Here is a 17380-nt window from a genome sequence, read left to right as displayed (position 1 = left end):
TTAGCGCTTTTTATTCAATGAATAACGAATACGATACATGAATGCGCTATCCCAACTGTTGAGCAAAATCGCCAATAAGAAAAAGCCCCCATTCACCAATGGCATAAATAACGAGGCATCCAATTTGCCTGCACCACCGGCTGATTTCAATGAACTTTGTAATAAAAAGTAAATTAAATACAACAATAACGCCGGTAACACTTTGGCAAAACGACCTTGGCGTGGATTAACACGACTTAACGGCACGGCTAACAATGCCATGATCGGTACGGCAAGAATTAACGTTAAACGCCAATGAAATTCGGTTTTCATCGCTGGCGTATCGGCATTTAACAGTTGCATAAGGCTCATTTCACCTGCTTCATTTGAATCATCTTCAACGGCTTTATGACCTAAATAGGCTTGGTATTCATCAAAATGGGTGATGCGGAAATCCGGTAAAATCGCGGTGCCTTCAAAACGATCACTATTTTGCAAACGTAAGATTTGATCGCCGTTTGGCAAGGATGTTAATTCCCCCCGCTCCGCCACAATGACTGACGGCTTAGTTTGCCCTTTTGGCTGGGTTTGGAATACATAAACGTTATTAATTTGATTTTCTTGAATGTCATCAATAAACAACACAAAATCACTGTTATTTGCCGTCATAAATTGACCGGCAGACAAGGCGCCCATATTCGGATTTGCCTTTGCTTCCTCAATGATCGCCACTTGTTTATTAATCGCCCACGGACTCAACCATAATGCATTGTATGCCGCCAACGCCCCGGTAAATAACGATAAAATCAAAACGACTTTCACTAAAATTTTTGAGCCTACGCCACAGGCGCGCATGACGGTAATTTCACTTTCTGCGTATAAACGACCCAAGGTCAACAAAATCGCAATGAACAAACAAAGTGGCAACATCAGTTGTGCCATGGTCGGCATGCCTAAACCTAGCAAAGAAAAAACTAAATCAGCCGGCACCTGGCCATTGGCGGCAGATCCCAGTACGCGAACGAGCTGCTGACAAAAAAAGATCAGCAACAGAATGAACAAAATCGCAATCTGGCTTTTAAAAACTTCTTTGGTTAAATATCGGGTTAAAATCACTTTTTTTGCCTATTTTTCTCTTGCTATTTCAGCAAAAGAGATTAAATTCATTTCACTTTGAAAAAACCAAATCGGGTTTGGCTTACCTAAAGAATAGGTGCCGTATGATACCCTAATTTGACATTTAAAACAGCAAAATAAGCGAGGAAAAAATGAAGTATAGCGCACAACATTATGCCGTAAATCAAACGGCGGATTGCCTGATTGTGGGCATTTTTGAAGAAAAAAACTTATCCCAAAGTGCGGTGGAAATTAATAAGATTTCCGATAATTATCTCCTCCATTTGGTGGAAAGCGGTGAACTTAGCGGCAAACTTGGGCAAACCACATTATTGCGCAATGTGCCAAATCTTGCTGCCGAACGACTTCTCGTGGTGGGGTGTGGTAAACGCGGTGAACTCAACGAGCGTCAATTTAAGCAACTTATGCAAAAAACAGCACAAGCATTAAAGGAAACCCAAGCCAAAAGTGCGGTCAGTTTTTTAACTGAAATTCCGCTTAATCAACGGGCGCTTTATTGGAACATCCGCTTTGCTGTTGAAACTATCGAACAGGATTTATATCAATTCACTCAATTCAAAAGTCAAAAAACAGCAGAAAAATCTACCGCACTTTCAGAGGTAATTTTTAACGTTGGCGCAGATGAGCTGGCATCCGCCGAACAAGCGATTCAGCATGCATCTGCAATCGCCCTCGGCGTACGCCTTGCCAAAGATGTGGCAAACTGCCCACCGAATGTGTGCAACCCGGCATACTTGGCAGACAAAGCGCTAAACTTAGCCGAAACCTCACCGCTGATTAAAACTACCATTGTCAACGAAGCAGAAATGGAAAAATTAGGCATGGGTGCCTATCTTGCCGTATCACGCGGAGCGCACAACGAGGCAAAATTAGCCATTATGGAATACCGTAATGCCCCGAACCCGAACGCAAAACCGATCGTGTTAGTGGGCAAAGGCTTAACCTTTGATGCCGGCGGTATTTCCCTAAAACCGGCTGCGGATATGGATGAAATGAAATACGACATGTGTGGAGCGGCCTCCGTTTACGGCGTGATGAATGCACTAGCACAACTACAGCTGCCGTTAAACGTAATCGGCGTCATGGCAGGCTGTGAAAACTTACCGGACGGCAACGCTTATCGCCCGGGCGACATTCTTACCACTATGAATGGCTTAACCGTGGAAGTGTTAAATACTGACGCAGAGGGACGCCTCGTCTTATGCGATACCCTCACTTATGTAGAACGTTTCGAGCCTGAACTGGTCATTGATATTGCCACCTTAACAGGCGCTTGCGTCGTCGCATTAGGACAACACAACAGTGGTTTAGTCTCTACCCATGACGACATCGCAGCCGCGCTTGAACAAGCCGCACAACAAAGCGCCGACAAAGCATGGCGTTTACCGTTAAGCGAAGAATACCAAGAACAGTTAAAATCCAACTTTGCCGATTTAGCCAATATTGGCGGACGTTGGGGCGGCGCCATCACGGCAGGTGCCTTCCTCTCCAATTTCACGAAGAAATACCCATGGGCGCACCTCGATATCGCCGGTACCGCATGGCTACAAGGTGCCAATAAAGGTGCTACCGGTAGACCGGTTTCCTTGCTCGTACAATTCCTGTTAAATCAAGTGAAATAAAACAAGAAGAACGCCACAGGTTTTGCACATCGGCACCGCCAATCATCTTCAAAAAATGAGAAAAAAATGACCGCACTTTAAGAACAATCCAAAAGTGCGGTCATGCATCTGTTCGTTCATACCTCAAAAGAATTATTCCTTGACGAAGATCATCATTTTTGATGGTTTTCGTAAAACCGCCTCATAGCCAAGCCATAAATCCAGTAAAATAATCCTCTAAAAGTAAATAACTTATTCATACTGTTAAATATTTTTTCATACTCAAAAGCAATAAAAAAGCGCAACAGGAAACATATGCAGGGCATTGAATTACGCATAAAAGGCAAGGTACAAGGCGTGGGATTTCGTCCCTTCGTCTGGTTATTGGCGAATCAATACGGCCTACGAGGCGATGTCAACAATGACGGACAAGGCGTACTTATCCGCTTGTGTGAACCGACAGAACAACAACTACAACAATTCCTGCATGATTTGCAAATGAAGCTACCTCCACTTGCGCTGATTACCGACATTCAGCAGCATGAAAAACACTGGGAAAATCCACCGCACTTTGAAGGCTTTGAAATCCGTGAAAGCGAAAACAACGCCATGGATACCCAAATCGTGCCTGATGCCGCCACTTGCCCCGCCTGTTTAAAGGATTTATTTGACCCGAGCAATAGGCGCTATCACTACCCTTTTACGAACTGTACCCACTGCGGTCCGCGTTTTACGATTATTAAAGCCATTCCCTACGATCGCAAAAACACTTCTATGGCTGATTTTCCTCTCTGCCCTGATTGCGCTGAAGAATATAAAAATCCTGCCGACCGTCGTTTTCATGCGCAACCGAACGCCTGTGCCGTCTGTGGCCCTCATGTTTGGTTAAGCGATCAGAAAGGCGAACTTATCGATGAAAAAACACCGATAAAAACCACCGCACTTTTCTTGCAGCAAGGCAAGATCGTTTCAGTAAAAGGCATCGGCGGTTTTCATCTTGCCTGTGATGCAACCCAGGCTGATGCCGTGCAATTACTGCGCGACCGCAAACACCGCCCGACCAAACCCTTGGCAGTGATGGTGCCGGATGTGTCTTTTTTAAACGATCTCACTGAAACAGAAATCAGATTACTCACCAGCACGGTTGCGCCCATTGTGCTATTGGCCAAACACAAAGTCCCCTCATTAGCGGAACAGATTGCACCACAACTCAATGAAATCGGCGTGATGTTACCAAGCAACCCGTTACAGCATTTATTACTACGAGAAGTCAATCGCCCATTAGTGATGACCTCTGCCAATCCAAGCGGACAACCGCCGGTATTGGATAATAAAAGTGCAGTAAAACAGTTAAGTGACTTGGCGGATTATTTCCTCTGCCACAATCGCGACATTTTGCAACGCGCTGACGATTCCTTAGTGCGCGCGGCGTTTGATGGCGTGGAAATCCTACGTCGCGCAAGGGGCTATGTGCCTGACGAAACCCTGTTGGATCAGCACAGCGTGCGCAATGTGCTGGCATTGGGGTCTGATTTAAAAAACACCTTCTGTTTATTACGCCAAAATAAAGCCATCGCCAGCCAACACATTGGCGACACCTCGAACGAAAAAGTGCGGTCACAATTAGAAGCGAATATCGCCCTCTTCTGCCAAATCTACCAATTCAAACCGGAACTTATCGCCATTGATTCACACGCCGGTTATTTCACCCATGAAGTAGGGAAACGCTTGGCAGCGCAACACCAAATCCCTTATGTAGAAGTGCTCCACCATCACGCTCATATTGTCAGCGTCATGGCAGAACACCATTGCCATGAACAGGTTATCGGGCTTGCGTTGGACGGTATCGGCATGGGTGAAAACGGACAACTTTGGGGCGGAGAATGTCTGTTGGTCGATGAAAAACACTGCCGCTATTTAGGTGGGCTACCAGCGGTGGCGTTGCCGGGGGGCGATCTTGCCGCCAAACAACCTTGGCGCAACTGGTTAGCACATTTGCATCAATTCGTGCCTCACTGGCAAGAAATCTCCGCCCAAACCTGCGCCGACTACGACTGGCAATTGCTCGCTAAGGCCATTGAGCGCAACATCAACAGCCCACGAATTTCCTCTGCCGGTCGCTTATTTGACGCGGTGGCATTTGGCTTGGGCATCACACCACCACAACTGAGCTGGGAAGGCGAAGCCGCCTGCCAATTGGAAGTGCTCGCCTCGCAATCGGCGCTCGCCAGTTTGCCCTTCGATAAAATTGAGCTTCCAACCTTAATGCCACTTAATGCTGAAAATAAATTGGATCTTGCCCATTTCTGGCAAGCCTGGATTGCGCTCGATTCTTCCAACGCCGACAAAGCCTTTATTTTTCACTATGTGTTGGCAGAAGGCTTCGCTCAGTTGGCTCGCCAACAGGCTCAACGCCATCATTGCGAAACGATCGTGCTTTCCGGTGGCGTATGGCACAACCAATTATTGCGTCGATTGATAAAAGAACATTTGGCTGAATTTAAGGTATTGAGTGCGCATCAGTTTCCGATGGGAGATGGCGGATTGAGTTTGGGGCAAGCGGTCATCGCGGCTCAACTATCGGGATTTCGCCCGATGGGCGAGTAACTTTTCTTTGCTTCGCCAAAGAAAAGTCACCAAAAGAAAAGCGACCCCAGCTTCGCCGCAATTCTTCGCTCACTTGCAATTTTTTCAACGAAAATTTTCGAACTCGCTACGCTCAAACAAGCGAAAATTTCCTAAAAATTGCAAATCGCTCAGGCGGCTCAGATGGGGCCCAATCGTCTTATTTTTGCATGATTCGTAAAAGTGCGGTCGGTTTTCCAAGCGTTTTAGAGAGTATCATTTGTTATACTGACCGCATCATTTTTTATCTATACCAACGGGAGGATTCCTATGCTTAATAAAGATACCCAACTCTGTATGTCCCTCTCCGGTCGTCCAGGCAACTTTGGCACCACATTTCATAATTATCTTTATCAAAAACTTGGTTTGAATTTCATTTACAAAGCCTTCACCACCAATGATATCGAACACGCCGTCAAAGGCATTCGCGCTTTAGGTATTCGAGGCAGTGCAGTGTCTATGCCGTTCAAAGAAAGTTGTATGCCGTTTTTAGATGAGATCTCGCCTTCCGCACAAGCCATTGAATCGGTCAATACTATCGTTAATGACAACGGTGTTTTACGTGCCTACAACACCGACTACATTGCCATTGTTAAACTGATCGAAAAATACCAATTAAATAAAAACGATCGTGTGATCGTGCATGGCAGCGGCGGCATGGCAAAAGCAGTCGTGGCGGCATTTAAACATTCAGGCTTTGAAAAACTCAACGTCTTCGCCCGTAACGAAAAAACAGGCAACTATTTAGCCGCACTTTATGGCTACGATTACCTTTCATCCCTCGACAACCAAACTGCCGACATTCTCATTAACGTCACGCCAATCGGCATGAAAGGGGGCAAAGAGGCATTCGATCTCGCCTTCCCCGAAGAGATGATCCGTCAAGCCAAAACCGCATTTGATGTGGTTGCTCAACCTGCCGACACGCCATTAATCAAAACCGCCCAAGCCCTTGGTAAACAAACCATCTCCGGCGCAGAAGTGATTGTGTTACAAGCTGTCGAACAATTTGAACTCTATACCGGCAAAAGACCAAGCGAAGCACTTATTGCCGAAGCGGCAGATTATGCAAGAAAAAATGCCTAAAGTGCAGTGGGTTTTGAACGTGTTTTATAATTTAGGCTTTATCGATAGCGCTAGCGTCCACGCTGGTGCTTCTTTAGGTCCAAGCGTGGACGCTTGAACCATCATGAAGTTACAGCACACGCGGGGACGCGTGCGCTATCGGAGCCGGCCTGGGAGCTAGAATGAAAAATGCTGTGATATACATACATGGTAAAGGCGGAAATGCAGATGAAGCTTACTACTATAAAAAATTTTTCAGTGATGAATATGACGTTATCGGGTTTGATTATAAATCAGAATTACCTTGGGAGGCTGAAGTCGAATTTCCAAAATTCTTCGATTCTCTAGTCCTTAAATATCGTGAAATTTCTTTGATAGCAAATAGTATTGGTGCGTATTATTCTCTGCTCTCTTTAGCAAATAAACCCATTAAAAAAGCGATGTTTATTTCTCCAATCGTGGATATGGAAAAATTAATTTTAAACATGATGGCGAGGTTAAACATATCGGAAGAACAGCTATACAAAGAAAAAATAATTACAACATCCTTAAATGAAAGCTTATCTTGGGAGTATTTTTCTTATGCCAGAAACCATCCGATAACTTGGAATATACCAAGTCATATTCTTTACGCAGGCAATGACAATATCACTTCCTTAGAAACAATGCGAAATTTTGCAAATCATATCGGCGCAAGTATGACTGTTATGAATAATGGAGAACATTGGTTTCATACGGAAGAACAATTGGCTTTCTTAGATAATTGGTTTCAAAAAGTTATATAACTCTAGCGGAGATACGGCAGAACAAAAACACAGGACACACGTCAACAAAAGATAATCGCATCAAAACAAATACCGTTATTGTCTGTTTAATTGCGATAAATAAGCCTTACGCTGTGCGGTAAATGCCCACCAAGGCTTCGGCTCGTTTCCTTGCATAAAATCAGTTAAAGATAAAAAGACATCTATCATACAAGGATCATGCTGCATACCGGTTAACTCACAAAGTGTGTAATACATGGCATAGGCATCATGCCCCAACAAATCCTGCGGTGTGTTAATCCCCAGTTTCCGCAAATCTTCCGCAACTGCCTTTCCTACATTCGGTAAATCCGTTAGTTGGTGCAATTTATCCCGTTGGACTTTGGATGGGTTCATGTTTTATGGCTCCTGTTTTGATCTAAGAGTGGACACTTTGGCCATTTTTGCCTAGGGTAACAAGTTACCCTAGGTTAAGCATAGTCATTCCCCTTTGGGGAATTTAAAGAACAAAAGTGCGGTTGAAATCCCAAATGTTTTTCACCGCAAAAAACAATCTAAAATCCCACCGCACTTTTCCCAATAATGCGCCCTCAAATGGGGGCCCCATCTGAGCCGCCTGAGCGATTTGCAATTTTTAGGAAATTTTCGTCTGTTTGAGCGTAGTGAGTTCGAAAATTTTCGTTAAGAAAATTGCAAGTGAGCGAGGAATCGCGGTGAAGCTGGGGTGCACTTTTCTTTGCTTACTTTCTTTTGTGCAAGCAAAAGAAAGTAAGATCCCTAACAAATCCTCGGCAACGGCTCATTCATCGGTAAATCCAACAACCGTGACTGCCCGAAACTGCCTAATAATCTGACTTTTTTATCCGTCGTCACTTCGCCAATCACGGCGGCATTTTTGCCTAATTCATGGGAATGAAGTGCGGTCAGAATTTCGGGTGTTTTTTCAGGAGAGGCGATGATCACCAATTTGCCTTCGTTAGCAAAGTTTAAAGCTTCTAGCCCAAGCAATTCGCAAATGCCGCGTACTTCAGGGCGGATGGGTAAATCGTCTTCATTAATTTGCATGCCTAATTGTTGGGCGGCAGCAAATTCGTGTAGCACCGCATTCACACCACCACGAGTGGCGTCGCGCACGGCTTTTACGCCCTCAATGGGGCGCAATAAATCGATGAGTGGCGAAAGAACCGCGCAGTCGCTTTTGAGATCCGTTTGAATCCCTAGGCTTTCACGCAAGTTGAGAATGGTCGCGCCGTGTTCGCCGATAGTGCCGCTGACGATAATCTTATCGCCCGCTTCAATACGGTGCATACCCCAATCGATGCCTTGCGGGATAACGCCGATGCCACTGGTGTTGATAAAAATTTTATCCACCGCGCCTTTTTGCACCACTTTGGTATCGCCCGTCACCACTTGCACACCGGCAGCTTGGCAAGCTTTTGCCATGGCTTGAATGATTTCTTTGAGTTCTGCTAAGGGCAAGCCTTCTTCTAAAATAAAACCGCAAGAGAGATATTTCGGCACGGCGCCACACACTGCCACATCGTTTAACGTGCCACACACGGCAAGTTTACCGATATTGCCACCGGGAAAGAAAATCGGGTCGATAACGAAACTGTCGGTACTAAAAGAAAGTTGTTCCCCTTGCGCCATGAGCTCTGCTAAAGGTAAGCGGGCTTGGTCTTCCCCTTGCGCAAGAATGGGATTGTCAAAAGCTTCGACGAAATAATCCTGAATGAGTTTTTGCATGGCGCCGCCGCCGTTGCCGTGTGCCATGGTGATGAAATCTGTCATTATTCTCTCCGATATTGATAGTAGGCGGCGCACGCTCCTTCTGAGGACACCATTAAAGCGCCATAGGCATTGTCCGGGTTACATTGCGTGCCAAATAACGGACAATCTGAAGGTTTACATTTGCCGGTGAGCACGTCGCCGCAACGAGAATTCGGGTCATCTGCCACTTGTTGCGGTTGGCTGTGGAAATACACTTCCGCATCAAAGCGTTTATAAGCGTCGGTCAGTTCTACACCTGACTCTTCAATTTCACCTAAGCCACGCCATTCGCTGGATTTTTTCAGTTGGAACACTTCGCGCATGGCTTGTTGCGCTAATAAATTCCCTTCAGAATGCACGATACGTTTATATTGATTTTCAATTTCGCAACGCCCGTCCACAAATTGCTGCACCAACATCACGATGGCTTGCAAAATATCTAACGGCTCAAAACCTGTGATGACGAAAGGTTTGTGGTATTTATCCACGATGGATTGATAAGGCGACGTGCCGATCACCATGCTCACATGACCCGGCGCAATAAACCCGTCAATTTTCACATAATCTTGTGAAAGCAGACTGTGCAAGGTTGGAATGATGGTGATGTTTTGACACACTACCCAGAAATTTTGAATATTTAGCTTATTCGCCTGTTGCAAAGTCACCGCGGCACTCGGCATGGTGGTTTCAAAACCAAGAGAAAAGAACACCACTTTTTTGTCAGGATTATTCACTGCGATATTCATCGCATCTAACGGTGAATACACGATCCGCACGTCAGCACCTTTTGCTTTGGCTTCCAACAAGGAACCACGGCGCCCTTTCACCCGCATAGCATCGCCAAAGGTACAGAAAATCACATCCGGTTTCTGTGCAATTTCAATGCACACATCAATGCGCCCCATCGGCAAGACACATACAGGGCAACCGGGGCCATGGATAAATTCAATGCTTTTCGGCAACAGACGATCCAAGCCGAATTTAAAAATGGTATGCGTATGCCCGCCGCAGACTTCCATTAAATAGAGCGGATTTTCCGCCTTATATTGCGGCAATTTCGCCATTAATTCATTCAGGCGGTTGACTAAACTTTTCGCTAATTTTGGATCACGAAACTCATCAATAAACTGCATTTTGTTTCTACATCCTTATTGCGCCTGTAACCACGCCAACCACTTTTCTAAGCCCTCGCCTGTAGTGGCGGAAAGTTGAATCACTTCAATTTGCGGGTTTACTTGTTTGGCGTAAGCGATACATTTTTCCACATCAAAATTAAGGTATGGCAATAAATCGACTTTATTTAAAATCATTAACTTAGACGCTGCAAACATGTGCGGGTATTTCAGCGGTTTGTCTTCACCTTCAGTGACGGACAAAATCACCACTTTGGCTTTTTCGCCTAAATCAAATTCTGACGGACAAACCAAGTTACCCACGTTTTCAATAAACAGCAGACTGTTTTGTTTCGGTTCAAGTTTGAACAAGGCGTCGTTGATCATCTGTGCGTCCAAATGACAACCTTTGCCGGTATTAACTTGAATGGCGGCGACACCGGTGGCTCGAATACGATCCGCATCATTTTCCGTTTGTTGATCGCCTTCAATGACATAACAAGTGAGGTCATTTTTCAGTGCGTTTAATGTCGTGGTGAGTAAGGTAGTTTTACCGGAACCCGGACTGGACACCAAATTCAGTGCAAGAATATGCTGTTGTTGGAAAAGAAAACGGTTGTGCGCCGCAATTTGATTATTTTTACCTAACACGTCCTGCTCTACTTTTAACAGGCGTTTTTGCGTTTCACTGGCTTCAGAAGCCGATTCTACCGAGTGAAATTTGAAATGAGAAAAGTTCGGATTTTTGACAGCGCTTTTTGTGCTGTCATGCTCATGATGAGAATGTGCTACCTCACCGATTCTGACTTGTTCCGGATGTCCACAACCACAAGTTGTACACATAATATTGCCCCTTTACTATCTGGTTACAAAAAACCTCGCTAGGGTAGCACAACCTTTGATTTTACGGGTTGATTGAGATCATAAAGTCAGAACATCATCGGCCAATTCAGCAGTAAATCCTTGATGATGAGACGCCACCAACATAGGCAGCGACAGCTCACGCAAAAGTGCGGTCAATTTTTCTGTATTTTTACGATCCAATCCATTCGTCGGCTCGTCTAACAATAACATTTTCGGTTGCATCGCTAACACGCCTGCCAATGCCGTGAAATTTTTTTCCCCGCCGGACAACGTATGTACGGTGCGATCCTGCAAATGAGCAATCCCTAAACGTTCCAGTTGATGTAAAGCAACGGCATACGCCTGTTGGTGAGACAAGCCTTGATTTAACGGCCCGAACGCCACATCGTCCAATACAGTTGGGCCAAACAGTTGATCATCGGCGTGCTGAAAACAAAGCCCTACGGTGCCACGAAAAGGCGCAAAATCTTTTTCTTCTCGACACAATTGCCCGAATAGACGAATCTCACCGCGCGCAACAGGCACAAAGCCTAACAAAGCAAGCAATAAAGTGGTTTTTCCTGTGCCGATTTCGCCCTGCACAAAAAAGCGTTGGCCTTCTTCAATTTGAAAAGACAGATTGTCGATAATCTGCCGTTCACCTCGTTTAATTTGCAATCTGTTGACTTGTAAAACCGTCATTTTTCCCCACTTAAATTTGTCTTTTCACCAAAGCGAAAGCCGCGGCATTGAAGCGCGATTTGTGCCGTCTCAGCTTTGAGTAACGCATGCACCAGTAAAAGCGCGATCCGTTGTGCAGTGACATATAATGTTCGCCGATTGAAACCGGCATGATAGCCTCGCGCACGCATCGCCAAATCCATTTTTTGTTGCAACTCACCTAACAGCGCAATATAACGAACCGTGAGGACAAAAAGCCAAATTAATTTGGGCGGCAAGGGCAATTTACCAATGGCTTGTACCAACACCGTGTCATTCATTTTCCATAGCAATAACCATACGGAAAACAGCAAGAGGTTCATGCGTAAGCTAATTAACAACGCTGTTTCCATGCCCTCGGGATTAAGTTCAATGCCTTCCGTGCCGATACGCCAACTTAAGGTTACCCAAAGTAATAAGGTAAATCCGTTGAAGACCAGCCAGCGTTTTAGATAAGAAAAATAAGGATCACGACAACGATAAATCAAGATTACCCATAAGATTAAGGCGATTCCGTTTAACCATAGCAACAAGGAGAGATTCGACAAGGCGCTAATCACTAAGCCCCAAAGGAACAGATAAATCAAACGCAAGTGAGGGGCAAAAAAGTGCGGTGGAAAAAAGCGCTGAAAAACGGGGCTCATTGTGTGCACCGTTTGGTATCGTCAACGTTCAGTGAAGTGCCAATAGATTGTAATGCACTCGGGTACATTTTGCTGAGGAGAGAAATCACGCCGTAGCTGATAATGCCGTCTAACACAAATACCGGTAAATGTGACAACAGCAATAAGGCGATTAAATCCTGATAATGTTTGCCGCCATCTAACGCTAAAACAAGAGAGGCTAATGCACCGGCGCCACCAACACCAATAATGCCTGCGCCCAAGCCGGTAAACAGTTTTGCCATAGATCCCATATCCGGCTTTAAATAACCACGCAACACATAATGCGCCGCGACCGCCGGCAATGCCATGGCACATAAATTCACGCCCAATACGGCAAAGCCACCGAAGGAAAAAAACAGCACCTGTAACAACAAGGCAATAAGAAAAGCCGGGAAGACTGCCCAGCCAAGAAATAAACCTGCCATGCCATTTAAAATCAGGTGAACGCTACCGATACCCACGGGCACGTGAATGGTGCCTGCAACAAAAAACGCCGCCGCAAACAACGCCGTTAAAGGCAAACGTTCACTCTCTAAACGACGTAATCCGATAGCCACACCGACGCCCGCCAAAGCAACGCCCGCTAATAACACCGGCGTATGCAATACGCCTTCCGACAAATGCATTATTGACGTCCTTTTCTTAATTTACGCGCATTTAACCAAGCAGCGATGCCCGCAATGCCGACGATGTAACCAATACCGCCTAAAATATCATGCAGGTAAATTTTGTCGCGTAACTGCGCAATATCACCACGCAGTAACAACAAGCTTTCATCATTCGCTTGAGTTGGCGTATTCTGCGCTGCGGTAATGCGATCCGCCACTACCGCCGCTCGATGCCCTTCTTCCCCTTCAACCACCACTTTTAAGGCGACTTTCGGTTCAACCACTAACGGAAAGTGAAAATAACCACGCTTATCGGTTTTGCCCGTCATTAATGGCTGATTTTCCCCATGACGTAAAACTTCCACATAAGTTTCTGCGGCTGGGGTCATATCGGAATAATAGGATTTTCCCGTCACAGTTTGCCCATCATACTGGGCGAACACATAAAGCGCGTGCGCGAAAGCATGAGGGGCAAACAACAAGGGAAAAAGTGCGGTCAGAATACGCAACGTTTTTTTCATGCGATTACTCGGCATCAAAGGTCAGCATATATTCAATGGAACGGCTATCGTAATCCGGATTGCCTTTGACGTTTTCCTCAAATTCAGCCCAAACTTTGTTGTAACCTGCTTGTGGGGTAAATTCAGCGATACCTTTGTCGTTGGTTAAATTGAACGGTGCATCTTCGCCCAATCCCACTTTAATATCTTTCACCGGTTTGCCTTTGTGTAACACTAAAATCGACAATGGTTTTCCGGCTTTTGGTTGTGCTTGAGGCACCAATTCATATTCCATACCGTGCGCTTTCATCGCTTGTTCGTCCCACTGTAATACGGCTTTACCGAACTTCACCGGATTCACAGAAAGTTCGGCTGTCGGTTCTTGTTGTTTGGTTTTCTCTACATATTTGCCACTTGGCAATTTAGACCAAACACCGTTATCAAAACGAATAAACACTTGTGAGGCTTTCTCCGCATTAAGATAAGCTTCACCTTCTTTAAATTGATAGGTTGCGTTAGTAACATTGCCTTTATTATCCAGCAACTTAATCGCTTTCAATTTTTGTTCAGGATAAGCTTCTGTCTGTTCGTGACCAAATTTCACCACATATTGCCCTGTAGCATTGGCGTCTTTAACAGGCTCTAACCAAACGTTATGGGCGTTAGCAAGGGATGCAGCAAAAAGTGCGGTACAAATTACGCTTGTTTTTAGAAATTTCATTTGATGTCTCCTTTTATCGTTAAGTTTGGCTCATGATAAAATATGGAGCAACTCCAGAATCAAGCGTTTTTTTAGAAAAATAGATGAAAAATGAGAGAGATAGATCAGATGATGTCGTCCGCGTACGATACACCGTACGCGGAGAGAAGGGATTAATTCAATTCAGCCAACATGGCCACGATCATGTCAGAAGATTGTTTCGCCGCCAGCGGGAGAAATTCTTCAAAGGACATATTCGCTTTGCCATCCCCCGCATCAGAAATCGCACGAACCACTACAAAAGGCACATGAAACGCGTGACAAACTTGCGCAATCGCAGTGGCTTCCATTTCCACGGCAATGACATTCGGAAAATCCTGCTTAATTTGTGTCAACCGTTCACCGCCTTGAATAAAACTGTCGCCGGAACAAATTAACCCGCGTTTAACGTGTTGTCCTAATTGGGTTGCAACGCGATCTACCAACTCAACAAGTTTCGTATCAGACACAAACGTGACCGGACACGCCGGTAATTGCCCTTTGGCATAACCGAAAGCCGTCACATCCGCATCGTGATATTGCGTTTCAGTGGAAACAATCACATCACCAATGTTTAAACCTTCCGCCACGCCACCGGCAGAACCGGTATTGATTACAAGATCCGGTTTGGCTAATTGCAATAACGCCGTCGTTCCCATGGCGGCGGCAACTTTGCCGATACCGGATTGTAATAAGGCCACTTGTTTACCGTGAATCGTACCTTCATAAATCGTGCCGGAGGCTAATTTTGTCACGATCTTATCCGTCATTAAATTGACTAAAATTTCTACTTCTTGCGCCATCGCGCCAACAATACCGATTTTCATAAATATCCTTTGTACTGGTTTGCTATTGTTTTTTGTTAATTAAAAAATCTAATACCGCGAGGGCATAATCGTCGTTATATAAGGTGCTGGCAGTCAACACATATTTGCCGTCAATAATGACATAAGGAAACGTAAACACGCCGTAATCTTCCGTTAAACGCACTGCCTCATCCACCTGTTGTTTAATCTGTTCCGAAGAATAGGTTTGTAAAAAACGATTTCGCTCAATGCCTTGCTGCTCAAGCCAAGTCAATAGATTTTCCTGTTGAGCAAGTTTGATATATTGGCTTTTTTCAGCCGTTTCAAACATTAATGCAGAGGATACATTGTCGGCATTTAACGCCTGCAGACTGTAAAAAACCGTCGCAGAAAAACGCGCTTTGGCTGTTGCCACCGGATATTCGCTGAATACCACGCGATCGCGGTTAATTTGACTATAAAGTTCAAGAATGTCTTGTGCAGAAGAGCAAACGCGACAATCGTAATCAAAAAAGAATTGAATCGTGATGCGATTATCTTCCCGAGGCGGAAGCGTTATCGGTTCTTGATAGGAAAAATAATCTTTACCATCTTCAAACGGGTGATTGGCTTCATTTGCTGCAGGCATATGAGGCACGCTTTCTTGTGCAACGGAAAATCCGCTGACAAAGAATAAGACGATGAGCAATCCGACCCGTGACATCATGTGCCTAACTTTCCAATGGTTCAATATAATCCACTAACAACTGAAGATCGCGATTACCACGAAATTCATTGATATCTAATTTATACGCAAATCTTGCTGTTTTTATAGATAAGTCAGGATAATAGCGCGTATCTATGTTAAAGGCGATAGCATCTAACAAAGGTCCGCCCAGTTTGGGCTCCACCATCATTTTCAAGTGTTTTTCGCCCACTAAGCGTTGTTGCAGAATTTTAAATTCGCCGTCGAACAAGGGTTCAGGAAATGCCTGTCCCCAAGGCCCGCCTTGACGCAACGTTTCTGCCGTCACCAAGTTTAACAAGTTCGCATTTAATTCGCCGTCAGTCCAAATGGTGCCTTGTAATTGGTCTTCCGCCAATAATTCGCTGACCGTCTGATTAAAAATCTGACGAAAATCGTCAAAACGACTTTCTTGAATACTCAATCCTGCCGCCATGGCATGCCCACCAAATTTCAGGATCAAATCAGGGTGCTGTGAATAAACCCGCTCCAACACATCGCGAATATGCAAACCGGGAATAGAACGTGCAGACCCTTTCAACATGCCTGCTTGATCTTGAGCAAACGCAATCACCGGGCGATGAAACTGCTCTTTAATGCGTGATGCAAGAATGCCAAGCACACCTTGGTGCCAATCCGATTGATACAACACAATAGAATGCGGAATGTCTGTTTCAAGTGCGGTGGCATTTGCAAATAAATTTTGGCAGATCGTTAAAGCTTCTAACTTCATGCCTTGTTCAATTTCTTTGCGCGCTTGATTTAATCCATCCAGCTCTAGTGCCAACGCGCGAGCCGTTTCCATGTTTTCGGCTAACAAAAGCTCTACGCCCACGGACATATTATCCAGCCGTCCCGCTGCGTTTAAACGTGGCCCAATGGAAAAACCTAAATCCGCCGCCACGAAACGGGTCACATCCCGCTTCGCTACTTCTGCCAATGCACGAATGCCGCAACGACAACGCTCAGCGCGAATACGGGCAATACCTTGATAAACTAAAATACGATTATTTTGATCTAACGGCACCACATCGGAGACTGTGCCCAATGCCACTAAATCTAACAATTCCGTGAAATTCGGCTGATTTTTGGCATCAAATAGACCAAGTTCGCGGAATTTTGCCCTCAAGGCAAGCATAAGATAAAAAGTAACGCCCACACCGGCCAGATGTTTGGAGGGAAAACCGCAATGCGCCAAATTCGGATTCACAATCGCATCAGCACTCGGCAACGTTTCCGGTGGCAAGTGGTGGTCGGTCACAATCACCTTCACGCCCTGTGCCTTTAAAAATGCCACGCCCTCATGGGAAGAAACGCCATTATCCACGGTCATTAACAACTCAACGCCTAAAGCCAAAGCCTCTTGGGCAACGGCAACACTGAGCCCATAACCTTGCTCGAAACGGTTCGGCACTAAATAGGTGACATTGGCAAAGCCCAGTTGACGTAGAGCGAGTACAGCCAATGCGGTACTGGTTGCGCCGTCGGCATCGAAATCGCCCACAATGACGATTTTCTGTTGTTTTTGATAAGCTTCAAGTAGAAATGTTACTGCGGTATCCATACCCGACATAAGGTTCGGATGATGCATGGCACTTAAAGTGCGGTCTAATTGGTTGGCGTTTTTAATGTAGCGCGAACGATAAAGACGATCCAACAAGGGATCGTCACAGAGTTTATCGCCTGCCGGCACATCACGGCGTAAGATTCGTTTTTGCACAA

At 45.2% G+C, this 17380-nt stretch carries 17 protein-coding genes; 4 read left to right on the top strand and 13 right to left on the bottom strand.

Annotated features, from left to right (window positions below; translation table 11 throughout):
• A complete protein-coding gene (lptF, locus tag LQ983_RS08565; protein WP_111305392.1) occupies window positions 1-1095 on the bottom strand; it encodes an LPS export ABC transporter permease LptF in 1095 nt (364 codons plus the stop codon).
• 152 nt (window positions 1096-1247) lie between these two features.
• On the opposite strand from lptF, the gene LQ983_RS08560 reads away from it, so the two are divergent.
• From LQ983_RS08560 to LQ983_RS08545, 4 genes are all read left to right on the top strand, one after another.
• Window positions 1248-2738, top strand: coding sequence for a leucyl aminopeptidase (locus LQ983_RS08560; protein ID WP_230622361.1), 1491 nt, complete (start codon window positions 1248-1250; stop codon window positions 2736-2738).
• Window positions 2739-3032: 294 nt separating this feature from the next.
• Window positions 3033-5324 (top strand): carbamoyltransferase HypF, encoded by a 2292-nt coding sequence (gene hypF / locus LQ983_RS08555; RefSeq protein ID WP_230622360.1) that lies wholly within the window; start codon window positions 3033-3035, stop codon window positions 5322-5324.
• Window positions 5325-5612: 288 nt separating this feature from the next.
• Complete coding sequence (locus tag LQ983_RS08550) at window positions 5613-6428, top strand: shikimate 5-dehydrogenase (protein ID WP_230622359.1); 816 nt, start codon at window positions 5613-5615, stop codon at window positions 6426-6428.
• A 161-nt stretch (window positions 6429-6589) separates the two neighbouring features.
• The gene (locus LQ983_RS08545) at window positions 6590-7192 is read left to right on the top strand and encodes a carboxylesterase (protein WP_230622358.1); all 603 of its coding nucleotides are present in this window, start codon (window positions 6590-6592) and stop codon (window positions 7190-7192) included.
• 75 nt (window positions 7193-7267) lie between these two features.
• On the opposite strand, the gene LQ983_RS08540 is transcribed toward LQ983_RS08545, so the two are convergent.
• The 12 genes from LQ983_RS08540 to recJ all read right to left on the bottom strand — a co-directional run bounded on the left by LQ983_RS08540 (window position 7268) and on the right by recJ (window position 17378).
• On the bottom strand, window positions 7268-7567 hold the full coding sequence (locus LQ983_RS08540) for a helix-hairpin-helix domain-containing protein (protein WP_230622357.1): 300 nt from the start codon (window positions 7565-7567) through the stop codon (window positions 7268-7270).
• A gap of 381 nt (window positions 7568-7948) precedes the next feature.
• Entirely contained in the window at window positions 7949-8962 is a 1014-nt protein-coding gene (hypE, locus tag LQ983_RS08535; RefSeq protein ID WP_230622356.1) for a hydrogenase expression/formation protein HypE, read from the bottom strand.
• Complete coding sequence (gene hypD / locus LQ983_RS08530; RefSeq protein WP_230622355.1) at window positions 8962-10074, bottom strand: hydrogenase formation protein HypD; 1113 nt, start codon at window positions 10072-10074, stop codon at window positions 8962-8964. The genes hypE and hypD overlap by 1 nt, the downstream gene beginning before the upstream one ends.
• A 15-nt stretch (window positions 10075-10089) precedes the next feature.
• Window positions 10090-10896 carry a hydrogenase nickel incorporation protein HypB gene (gene hypB / locus LQ983_RS08525; protein ID WP_230622354.1) on the bottom strand — a complete coding sequence of 269 codons (807 nt, stop codon included), beginning with the start codon at window positions 10894-10896 and terminating at the stop codon, window positions 10090-10092.
• 78 nt (window positions 10897-10974) lie between these two features.
• Window positions 10975-11598, bottom strand: coding sequence for an energy-coupling factor ABC transporter ATP-binding protein (locus tag LQ983_RS08520; RefSeq protein ID WP_230622353.1), 624 nt, complete (start codon window positions 11596-11598; stop codon window positions 10975-10977).
• A complete protein-coding gene (locus LQ983_RS08515) occupies window positions 11595-12260 on the bottom strand; it encodes an energy-coupling factor transporter transmembrane protein EcfT (RefSeq protein WP_230622352.1) in 666 nt (221 codons plus the stop codon). The genes LQ983_RS08520 and LQ983_RS08515 overlap by 4 nt, the downstream gene beginning before the upstream one ends.
• The gene (gene cbiM, locus LQ983_RS08510) at window positions 12257-12907 is read right to left on the bottom strand and encodes a cobalt transporter CbiM (RefSeq protein ID WP_230622351.1); all 651 of its coding nucleotides are present in this window, start codon (window positions 12905-12907) and stop codon (window positions 12257-12259) included. Before cbiM ends, LQ983_RS08515 begins: the two co-directional genes overlap by 4 nt.
• Window positions 12907-13410: a carboxypeptidase regulatory-like domain-containing protein gene (locus LQ983_RS08505; protein WP_230622350.1), complete on the bottom strand. Its 504-nt coding sequence runs from the start codon at window positions 13408-13410 to the stop codon at window positions 12907-12909. Before LQ983_RS08505 ends, cbiM begins: the two co-directional genes overlap by 1 nt.
• Window positions 13411-13414: 4 nt before the next feature.
• On the bottom strand, window positions 13415-14110 hold the full coding sequence (locus LQ983_RS08500) for a DUF4198 domain-containing protein (protein ID WP_109103992.1): 696 nt from the start codon (window positions 14108-14110) through the stop codon (window positions 13415-13417).
• A 152-nt stretch (window positions 14111-14262) separates the two neighbouring features.
• Window positions 14263-14955: a 5'-methylthioadenosine/adenosylhomocysteine nucleosidase gene (locus LQ983_RS08495; RefSeq protein ID WP_109103993.1), complete on the bottom strand. Its 693-nt coding sequence runs from the start codon at window positions 14953-14955 to the stop codon at window positions 14263-14265.
• 22 nt (window positions 14956-14977) lie between these two features.
• Window positions 14978-15637, bottom strand: coding sequence for a thiol:disulfide interchange protein DsbA/DsbL (locus LQ983_RS08490; RefSeq protein WP_109103994.1), 660 nt, complete (start codon window positions 15635-15637; stop codon window positions 14978-14980).
• Between the two features lie 7 nt (window positions 15638-15644).
• Window positions 15645-17378, bottom strand: coding sequence for a single-stranded-DNA-specific exonuclease RecJ (recJ, locus tag LQ983_RS08485; protein WP_109103995.1), 1734 nt, complete (start codon window positions 17376-17378; stop codon window positions 15645-15647).
• Window positions 17379-17380 lie beyond the last annotated feature (2 nt).

It is taken from the genome of Aggregatibacter sp. Marseille-P9115 (genome assembly GCF_920939465.1).
In the GTDB taxonomy this organism is placed as follows: Bacteria; Pseudomonadota; Gammaproteobacteria; order Enterobacterales; family Pasteurellaceae; genus Aggregatibacter; species Aggregatibacter segnis_B.
This window is presented reverse-complemented; position numbering and strand designations above follow the sequence as displayed.